Consider the following 9635-nt stretch of genomic DNA (forward strand, 5'->3'; position numbering starts at 1 on the left):
CAGGCTCGCCTTGTCAGCCATGCAAAGCGCGAGTGGGGGAAACCACGGCAGTCGCTCATGGGGGGAACCCCCTTTGGCGGCGCTGCCTTCCCAAGACCGCGCAAATCACGCTAATCAATAAGTTTTACCCCTTTTCTGCATTTGAAGTTACCGTAAGAATAAGGCAGCCTTAATCAATAAGTTTTAACCCTTTTTTCCATAGCCGACCAACCATAAAGGCTGCCTTATTCTAAGGCGCGCGTCTTTGAGCCGACCAACCATAAAGGCTCAACGTAATCAGGTTTCGTCTCCGGGGGAACCCCCAAGACCGCGCTGCCTCCCCAAGACCGCGCTGCCTCCCCAAGACCGCGCTGCCTTCCCAAGACCGTAATGGTGCGTTTTCCGCATTAAGAATTAAATTCGCCACGGGTCGCACCTCTGCATCGCTGCTCCCTAAAAACCCAGAACTTTTTACCTAATTGAATTGCAAACCGCTGTATCACTCACATTAAGATTCTTAATCTCCATAATTAAAACCTCCTGAAATTAACTAAATAAATCGGTTGATTCTCAAGTTTTATTAAAAAATCCACCAATTATGAGCCAGATTGGCTACGGTTTTAATGTCTAGCCAATCTGGCGAGATAGTTAAATTTTAGTCGTTACTATAGTAGCTATAGTTCTTCTGACACCAATCAATTTTAAGGGCGTACCGGTTCGCCCTTAACCCTTAATTTTAGGCCATGTATAACCACTTTATTCGGTTAGTATTAACGTCAGTTTTCGATAAGAAGGAGCGAAGCGGGTAGGCTAAAAGTGTCAACCATCAACCCTCCACTTGCTCCATGCTTAGTCTATAAGACCTTTTCTCTCATGTCGTTCGCGTAGGGTGCCCGATAGGGCAATTACTTCAGCGTGGGCATTTTAATCTGTGTGGAACACACAACTAATAGAAGCGGATCTGAAAACCCGAAACCGCTCATCCGGTCTATGTTTGAGCGAACGAATTACCCAAGTAATTGCTTTTGATCAAATGGGCTACCGTACTTTTAAAGACTTTTACCAAAAACTAGTCCAACCTTACTGGCATCAGCACTTTCCGGGTCTGGTGAGCGAATCGCTTTTTCTACAATTACTCCCTTCAACTTTTTGACTGGGGGGGGTGACATACAAGCTTAAATCCTTACTGGGTAATAATTTAAGCCCATCAGTTACTTCAGGTGCGCTTTCCGCATTAAGAATTAAATTCGCCACGGGTCGCACCTAAAAGATACATGGTATTTTCGGCTGACCTTGGAGGTAGTGATAAGGGTTTGAGCTTGCTATTAAATCATTCTTTGGGTCAATTTGCGAGTTTATCTTTCCTGATATAGGCATAAAAGCCTTATATAGTAAGCTTTTCAGGGCTAATGTCACCCCCTCAGGCTGCCATCACTAGTCTAAGTGAAATCATTTAATACCTAGTAAATACCAGAATCCATGAAAATTATCCGTCTTCTGTTTCAAAAATCGGGAAAGCTGTTTATTATCGCTACGATCGCTAGCATATTTGCAGGAGCCAGTAATGCAGGTTTAATTGCACTAATAAATTATATTTTACAAAACATAAATCAAGTCTCAGTAGGAATAATCATCAGCTTTATTGGATTGTGTTTATTGCTGATGAGTACATCGGCTCTATCTTGGATCTTGCTAAATAGACTCTCTCAAGATGTCATTTATAATCTGCGTTTGGAGTTAGCCCAAAGTATTCTAAACTGTCCTTTGAACCAACTAGAAAACTTAGGTGCAGCAAAATTATTAGCTGCGATTACTGAAGACGTTAATACGATTGCTAATTCTTCCATTTCTATCTCTGGAATGGGGTTAAATATTTCACTAATTATCGGTTGTTTAGTTTACCTATGCTGGCTATCTATCCCAGTATTTATATTGTTTTTAATGCTAATTATTATAGGAATTATTAGTTATCAATACATTTCCAATCTAGGGATATCTGGATTTAAGACTGCTAGAGCCGAACAAGATATTTTATTCCAACATTTTCAGTCTATTATTCAAGGTATTAAAGAATTAAAACTACACCGCCAAAGACGCAACACATTTTTTAAAGAAGAACTAAAAGAGACTGCAGCAAGGGTTCGCTATCAATGGACCCAGGGAATGACCGCTTTTGCGATCGCTGATAGTTATGGGCTAGGTTTATTTTTTATTCCCCTGGGTATTCTGTTGCTAGGTGTTACTAAAATTATGTTTATTCCTACTAATGTTTTGACTAGTTATACTTTGACTTTTTTATATGCAATCACTCCGGTAAGAGCCATTTTAAATACCTTACCAGCAATTATTCAAAGCAGTATATCTCTAGAAAAAATCGAGTCTTTGGGATTGTCTTTAACCAAACAAATTGTCGAACCTTCTTTTCCTACAGGTGCTGATTTAACTATTAATTGGACAAAGCTTGAATTAGTGAATATTCACCATACTTATCAAGTAGAAAAAGAAGAAAATCAATTTACTTTAAATAACATTAATATTCAATTTGATCCTGGAAAAATTATCTTTATTGTTGGAGGTAACGGTAGTGGAAAATCTACTTTAGTTAAATTAATTACTGGTCTATATACCCCTGATAGGGGAACAATTTTATTTAATGGTATTCCTGTAAGGGATGATAATCGTGAATGGTATCGGCAGCAATTCTCAGTAATATTTTATGATTTTTATTTGTTTGAGCGCTTGTTAGGGATAGACCTCAGCCGCCAAGCAGAAATACAAAACTATCTTAAATTACTAGATATAGATAGCAAAGTAACCGTAAAAGAGGGAGTTTTATCAACAACAAATCTTTCTCAGGGACAGCGAAAAAGATTGGCATTACTCACTGCTTATTTAGAAGATCGTCCTATTTATGTATTTGACGAATGGGCGTCAGATCAAGATCCTGTATTTAAAAAAGTATTCTATAAAAAACTTTTACCTGAATTAAAAAGTAGAGGTAAAACAGTAATTGCTGTTACTCATGATGACCGTTATTTTGAAGAATGTGATTGCTTAATTAAATTAGATTATGGTCGAATAGTTTAAAACCACATTCAAGCAAACTTTTTTATTATTTACATTCTTATACTTGCTCGTATACCAATTTTCCCGAAATATCCCAACCCTGGAGAGTTCTAACGGTGACACCGGCGATTTTGGCGAATTCATGAGGACGATAATGCATCTTCGACAAACCTACACAGGTTTGTCGAAGATTGTGGATGATTCAAGGACTAATTGTCAACTCTCGCTTGATGTTTCTCTGTTTTTTATTGGGACTTTTGGCATAATACTTATTGCGTGACGGGTGTGCCATTCCAGGTAACCTTGGGGTCGCGATCACAAAGACTAATGTCAGCTTGCCAACGGGAGGGGAAATCTGGGTCGATGAAGCTGATTTCAAATCTGCCCCAGTGGTAAGTGGGTCTTCCATCAGCTCCCTCTCTATAGGTATCACAACACACTGATGAAGAATCCTGTACCCAATAGCCACTGTATGAACCTCGGTCAGTGTACACTCCTGCTAAACCGTCGATAAAGATCACTCCATCTTTATCGTAGTGCCAGATAGCGGTGTTGTTGCGGTCTTGATGATATACCACATTGTATTCTGCGGTTGTCCAAACCTCGTCCGCTAGAACTTGCTGGCATGTGAGTATGCAAGTCAACAAGGCTAAGGTTGAGATTACAATAAAATAATATTTTTTCATTGTTCGGTAACTTGGTTTAACTGAAAGTGTTGGCAGAGCAAGGGCACAACATTATCAAACCACCGCAGTTGCGCTAATACTTGTGGCATGATCTTATTGTCCAATACGTGTTTAATCTGTTTATTCTCGTCTACGGTAAGAATTGTAACTCACAGGACTTACCCAAAGACACTAGATATGGAGTATTGTGGAATCAGACTAACCTCATAATTAAAGAAGGTTGTTGAAGCTGATACTTAAGTTTATAAACACTAAACCCAGTCAAATAAGCTAGTTTGTTCAAAAAATTCCACACCAAAATGGCACAAGCAATAGGTGGTTTCTTTGAATTCGAGATTAGCTTGCTTGGGTCGTAAGTCCTGCAGTAAATGTCGATTATATCATACCAGCTTACTCATGTCAACCCCTCTAATTGATATATATTAGAGAGGGTGACATGTTGATATATATTATCAGGGGTGACATGAGCCCTGAAAAGCTTAGTATATAAGGCTTTGATGCCAGTTCTCTTAGCAAAGATAAACTGGTAACAGGATAAATACTCTCAACGACCCAGCTTCTGCCGCACACGAGCTACAAACATATCGACTTCTGGTAACTTCAACTGAGTTGCTAACAAACCAAACACGCCTAAGCCTACCAATCCAGCTAGACTCAATTGTAGCAACTGCACCCAAATAATACTGGTTTCTAATACTTGCTCACACCCCCAACTGACTCCCCAACTTGCGGCACCAGCTATTACACTACTCACTGCTAAACCTAGAATTGGCAACATCCACTCTTGCCAAGGTAAGCCATTTAGCCTGCGGTTTAATAGCCATAACAGCACTACCATGGAAAAGGCATTCACACCAATGGTGGCAAATACAATACCGGGTGTGCCAAAGGCATCAATTAGAAAATAATCTAGTACAGCATTGAGAATAATATTAATCACACTCAGACGAAAGGGTGTCTGTCCATCTCCTAAACCATAAAATACCCGCACTAGCACATCCCGTCCCAAGTAGACAAACATGCCCATCCCATAAGCCATGAGCACTGATGCGACTAACCGAGAGGCATTAGCATCAAAGGCTTGACGCTGATACACTACCTGCACGATGGGCATGGCTAAGGTCACCATCAATGCACTTAAAGGTAACATTGTCAAGGCAGTGAGCAGAATTCCCTGGCGAATCCGTTGCTTGAGTTCTGGCCAATTTTCAGGAGCAGCTAGTCGGGAAAATACCGGCAGTAGGGGGACTAGAATAACATTGGAGATAATGCCTAGAGGCGTATTCACTAAAAGATTGGCATAGTTTAAGCTAGCAGCAGCAGCATCGGCTTGGGGCAGAAAGGAGGCAAAGAATAAGTCGGTGTAGACATTAATATGCAGCATCCCAGAGGAAAAGGTGGCCGGAGCCATGACCTGCATCACGTCTTTGACTCCAGGGATACCCCAGTTAAATCGTAGGCGTATTTTACCTAGGCCACTGCGCCACTGAGCGATTTGCTGCACTACCCATTGAAGAGTTGCTCCAGCAAGGGTACCCCCAGCTAAGACAATCCCACCGATCATGGCAAATTCGGGATTACTAATTTCTTTGCCCAACTGTAGGGCTAATATTCCTAAGCCAACAATGACGGTGATGCTGGAAAATAAAGGACTGACGGCGGGTAGCCAGTATTGATCGCTAGCATTGAGGGTACCAAAGCCAATGCCAATTAATCCGGCTAGCACTGCCATGGGTGCCATAATCTGTAATTGCCGGATTGCGATCGCTCTAACTTGTAACCCTTCTGGGGTATCCTGAAAGCCTGGTGCTAGAACATCAATTAAGACCGGAGCAAATAGCACTAGAGCAATGGTTACCAGTAACAGGATGCACGCGACTAAGGTAGTTACTGTTTCCACCAGCCGTGGGGCTTCTGATTTATCTCGTTTAGCGAGAACACTAACTAAGGCGCTATGAAACGGTCCGTTAATGCCACCGAGGAGGATTAATAAAAACCCAGGGATCACGTAAGCATAGCTGTAGGCGTTGATAACCGGACCAACTCCAAAGGCTGCTGCCATGGCTTGTTGGCGGACTAAGCCAAATACTTTACTAATAATGGTGGCTACTGCGACAATCCCGGCAATGCCAGCTAGGGAACGAGTAGTTTTCTGGTTTTCAGACACAAATCCTTAATCGAATCAATAGTTAACGTGCTTATTTTAAGGGAACCCTTGTTGTTGACCCTTGACAGTTGACGGTTGGTAGGGTGTAGCAGCTAGCTTGGTTTTATCTAAGTGCCTTTCAGGGTGTTATCACCCTAGTAAAAAGGTTTGTTATTCCTTTAGATTAAACCATGACTACAGACTTTTTTTATGCTAATTTACTCCTTTTAGAAAACTTTATCGATATTACTGACTCTCGGAATTTTCAATCAGTTCCCAGGGATTGGTATGTGGTGATTAGCGATATTATTGGTTCGACTCAAGCTATCGAATCAGGACGCTACAAAGAGGTTAACCTATTAGGAGCCTGCTCCATTGTCGCTGTTTTAAATATAGCAGGTAATTTAGACATTCCTTTTGTGTTTGGGGGAGATGGAGCAACTCTGTTGATTCCTCCTTCTCTGTTTGCCCCTGCTCGGGAAGCCTTATTAGCCACTAGTAAGCTAGCCAAGGAAGAATTTGGGATGGAATTGCGGGTGGGTGCAGTACCTATGTCTGATGTCAGAGTAAATGATTATGATGTTAAATTAGCTAAGCTCAAGGTATCTAAAAATTATTATCAGGCTATATTTACTGGAGATGGTTTGAGTTATGCTACTGAATTGATTAAACATCCAAATACGAGTAACCTCTACCTTTACCAAAACCCTACTGATAATGCTAAAGCTGATTTGTCTAATTTAGAGTGTCGCTGGCAAGACATTCCAAGTAAATATGGTGAAACGATCAGCTTGATTGTGAAAGCAACGTCTAATCAAGGAGATTTAGCTAATTTAACTTATCGAAAAATTATTGAAAAAATTGACACTATATATGGAAGTGAAGAGCTTTTAAATCCCGTTGATGAAAAGTATTTAAATCTAGGGTTTAGTTATCAAAACTTAAGTGCTGAAACTCGGCTGTGCGCCCAGTCGAGTAAGCTAAGCCATAGGATGCTCTATTTTTCGAAAATCTGGATTGAAAATCTTTTGGGCTGGTTGTTGATGACGTTGAAGGTGAAATTTCCAGATGGAGACTGGGGAGCCTATAAACGAAATGCGATCGCAGCAACGGATTACAGAAAGTTTGATGATCTGTTACGCATGGTGATTGCTGGCAATGAAGCACAACGAAAACAATTAACAGACTATTTGGAAAAGAATTATAAACAAGGTAAGTTAGTGTATGGTCTGCATATTTCAGACCGAGCACTGATGACCTGTCTGGTATTTGAGCGCCATGGACGCCAAGTACATTTTGTGGATGGTGCAGACGGAGGCTACGCCGTAGCTGCGAAAGATATGAAGGATAGACTTAAGGAGAATGCTACTGATAGCAAATCCGCTTTTAGAACACCCGTTAATCCAGACGACTAGCCATCAATACAAGTTAGGATAAATCAGATAAATCAGACTAGCATAAGGCAATAGCTATTGCGCTGCGCTAGTTACCTACTCCCTACTCCCTACTCCCTACTCCCTGTTCCCTGTTCCCTGTTCCCTGTTCCCTGTTCCCTTTGCTATAGCGAATAATTACACTGGCTTAATAGTAATGTCTTCATAGTCGGGATGTCTAATAATAAAGCATTTTGCGCCAATAGTGATTTGGGCAATCTGGGATGAAAGCTTACACAATCCATCCCTGACTTCTCGATTTGGACAGTGAATGATTAAGCTGTCAGTAGCAGTAACCCACTCTAGCTTACAGAGTTGAGTTAGAGGAATTTCTGTCTTAATTTGGCTTAGTCCTTGACTCAGTTGTTTAAATTTCTGTAGCCATTGGGACTCTTGCAAATTTTTCTCTAGCTTGCTTTTCAATGGGTCTTCTTCTTGATTAGTCATGATATCATAATAGGATTTGTTATTGTGTCAGCAGTCAGCAGTCAGCAGTCAGCAGTCAGCAGTCAGCTTATTTTATTCAAAAGCACTTCAGGTAATGTGGCACAGGCTTCCAGCCTGTGACCTAACCCATAAGCTGTTCGCTAATAGCTGATAGCTTACATTATTGTAATATCCTCCATTATCCTGGAATAATTCAGCAACTTTACCCCTGAAACCCTCAACGCTCAGCGGTAATTTGCTTATAAGCTGTTTCAAGATTATCTTTGTATAATCCTTGGAATTTATAATTCTTATAAGCAGCAGGTATTTGGGAATAATTGGCAATAACTTGTTCTTCAGTCAGAGACTTTTCTTTCCAAGTTAACGCCAATTGTTCCAGTTGATCTAAGTAAGTTTTTAAGGTGTCTAAGCCACTGCTATCGGTAATCGGACCATGGCCAGGTAAGAGACGCGCATCGGGATAGTTTGCCCTGAGCTCAGATAAAGTACTCTGCCATTTGCGAATATTACCATCCCCAGTGTATGGAAATCGCTGATTGAACAATATATCACCGGTAAACATAATTTTGGCATCGGGAACATAGGCGACAATATCTGTTCCCCCAGAATGCCCTTCTACTTCTTCAATTTCTACGGTGCGATCGCCTAACCAAATCTTACTCTCACTATTAACTATTACGTTGGGTGGAGTGGGATTGGGGTCGTATTGTTTGTTACGATCTTCCATGAATTCTCGAATTGGTCCCCGCCCAATGATGGGGATACCTTTAGCTTCGGCAGCAGCATTACCACCAGTGTGGTCAAAGTGATAATGACTGTTGAGAACGTACTTGATGGGTTTATCGGTTAAGTCTTCAACAGTTGAGAAGAGTAAGTTAGCTAGTGCTTCATTCTGAAATGGATCAATTACCAATACTCCATCGCTACCAATCACAATCCCAGCATTACAAATTGCTGCGTTAGGGTCTTGGGGGGGAAAGTCTGTACTAGCGATTAGTCCGTAAATTCCAGATCCTAATTTTTCTAGGGTTAATCCTGCTGTTTCTAGGGTGAGGTTACTGGATGTTGGTGATTGACTTTGGGAGTGAGATTGGCAGCTAATCACTCCAAAGATTGTGAGTAGGGTGGCTAGACCTAAGATTAAGCACCGACGCAATGTATTCATTAGTTATTGGTCATTGGTCATTGGTCTTTAGTTATTCTATAGCAGTTCTTAATTCTGTGAAGGACACCATGGGTCGGGAATCGGGAATCGGGAATCGGGAATCGGGAATCGGGAATCGGGAATCGGGAATCGGGGAGAATTATCCCGGAAATCATTGTGTATTTTGATATATAGGTGGTACTGATCAGCAGCGACCGGAAAATGCGATGCGCGAGCATTGAGCCGCTACGCGATCGCTTAATGGAAGGATTGATAGTTAGCTTCCTTAACTCCTAATTTGTTAACGCACTACTGCTCCTGATCCAACCAAACCGCTAAATCCGTTGCTGTCTCAAAATTCAACAACGCTTCACTCAATTCCTCCAATCGAGTAATGGATAATCCCTCAATCCGCTGTTGGAGCACAGGGTCAAGTAAACCTAACCTCAGGGTTAGCTGACGCATCACAATTAATACCGCTTCCTCCTGCTTGCCGCGCTGGCGTCCCTTTTGGATAATATCTTGATAGGTGGGGCGACCGATGAAGGCGCTCAGAGAAGTGAAAGGAGTAAAGACCTTTCCACGGCTAGGATTCAAGCCAAGTTCCCACCCGAAGGAGCATTTTGAGATGGATACATCAGGCCGAAAAGCTAGAGTATTCCCGAATCGAGATGTTTCAGAGCTAGAGGGTAAAACGTAATTAGAACCTTACATACCGCAACCAGGGACTAAGC

Annotated in this window: 8 protein-coding genes; 2 read left to right on the forward strand and 6 right to left on the reverse strand. The window is 41.5% G+C overall.

All coding sequences use genetic code 11. From position 1 onward, the window contains the following. Window positions 1–1458: 1458 nt before the first annotated feature. Complete coding sequence (locus tag F6J99_RS35390; protein ID WP_293120195.1) at window positions 1459–3066, forward strand: cyclic peptide export ABC transporter; 1608 nt, start codon at window positions 1459–1461, stop codon at window positions 3064–3066. A 248-nt stretch (window positions 3067–3314) separates the two neighbouring features. Here F6J99_RS35390 and F6J99_RS35395 read toward each other — a convergent pair whose 3' ends face one another. Both F6J99_RS35395 and murJ read right to left on the reverse strand, forming a co-directional pair. Next, window positions 3315–3731 carry a hypothetical protein gene (locus F6J99_RS35395; RefSeq protein WP_293120197.1) on the reverse strand — a complete coding sequence of 139 codons (417 nt, stop codon included), beginning with the start codon at window positions 3729–3731 and terminating at the stop codon, window positions 3315–3317. A 544-nt stretch (window positions 3732–4275) separates the two neighbouring features. Next, complete coding sequence (murJ, locus tag F6J99_RS35400; protein ID WP_293120199.1) at window positions 4276–5898, reverse strand: murein biosynthesis integral membrane protein MurJ; 1623 nt, start codon at window positions 5896–5898, stop codon at window positions 4276–4278. Window positions 5899–6068: 170 nt separating this feature from the next. Between murJ and F6J99_RS35405 the strand changes: the two genes are divergently transcribed. Beyond that, complete coding sequence (locus F6J99_RS35405) at window positions 6069–7292, forward strand: DUF3095 domain-containing protein (protein ID WP_293120201.1); 1224 nt, start codon at window positions 6069–6071, stop codon at window positions 7290–7292. 156 nt (window positions 7293–7448) lie between these two features. Here F6J99_RS35405 and F6J99_RS35410 read toward each other — a convergent pair whose 3' ends face one another. From F6J99_RS35410 to F6J99_RS35425, 4 genes are all read right to left on the reverse strand, one after another. Further along, window positions 7449–7757 carry a hypothetical protein gene (locus tag F6J99_RS35410; protein WP_293120203.1) on the reverse strand — a complete coding sequence of 103 codons (309 nt, stop codon included), beginning with the start codon at window positions 7755–7757 and terminating at the stop codon, window positions 7449–7451. A 217-nt stretch (window positions 7758–7974) separates the two neighbouring features. Then, window positions 7975–8922 (reverse strand): MBL fold metallo-hydrolase, encoded by a 948-nt coding sequence (locus tag F6J99_RS35415; protein ID WP_293120205.1) that lies wholly within the window; start codon window positions 8920–8922, stop codon window positions 7975–7977. 17 nt (window positions 8923–8939) lie between these two features. Further along, the gene (locus F6J99_RS35420; protein WP_293120207.1) at window positions 8940–9077 is read right to left on the reverse strand and encodes a hypothetical protein; all 138 of its coding nucleotides are present in this window, start codon (window positions 9075–9077) and stop codon (window positions 8940–8942) included. Between the two features lie 133 nt (window positions 9078–9210). After that, complete coding sequence (locus tag F6J99_RS35425) at window positions 9211–9498, reverse strand: DUF4351 domain-containing protein (protein ID WP_293120209.1); 288 nt, start codon at window positions 9496–9498, stop codon at window positions 9211–9213. Between the last annotated feature and the right edge of the window lie 137 nt (window positions 9499–9635).

Origin of the sequence: Moorena sp. SIO4G3 (genome assembly GCF_010692305.1) — a bacterium.
GTDB lineage: Bacteria > Cyanobacteriota > Cyanobacteriia > Cyanobacteriales > Coleofasciculaceae > Moorena > Moorena producens_A.

Coding starts and splice junctions, on each gene's coding strand:
- F6J99_RS35390 (WP_293120195.1), top strand. CDS start 1,459: ATGAAAATTATCCGTCTTCTGTTTCAAAAATCGGGAAAGCTGTTTATT.
- F6J99_RS35395 (WP_293120197.1), bottom strand. CDS start 3,731: ATGAAAAAATATTATTTTATTGTAATCTCAACCTTAGCCTTGTTGACT.
- F6J99_RS35405 (WP_293120201.1), top strand. CDS start 6,069: ATGACTACAGACTTTTTTTATGCTAATTTACTCCTTTTAGAAAACTTT.
- F6J99_RS35410 (WP_293120203.1), bottom strand. CDS start 7,757: ATGACTAATCAAGAAGAAGACCCATTGAAAAGCAAGCTAGAGAAAAAT.
- F6J99_RS35415 (WP_293120205.1), bottom strand. CDS start 8,922: ATGAATACATTGCGTCGGTGCTTAATCTTAGGTCTAGCCACCCTACTC.
- F6J99_RS35420 (WP_293120207.1), bottom strand. CDS start 9,077: ATGATTTCCGGGATAATTCTCCCCGATTCCCGATTCCCGATTCCCGAT.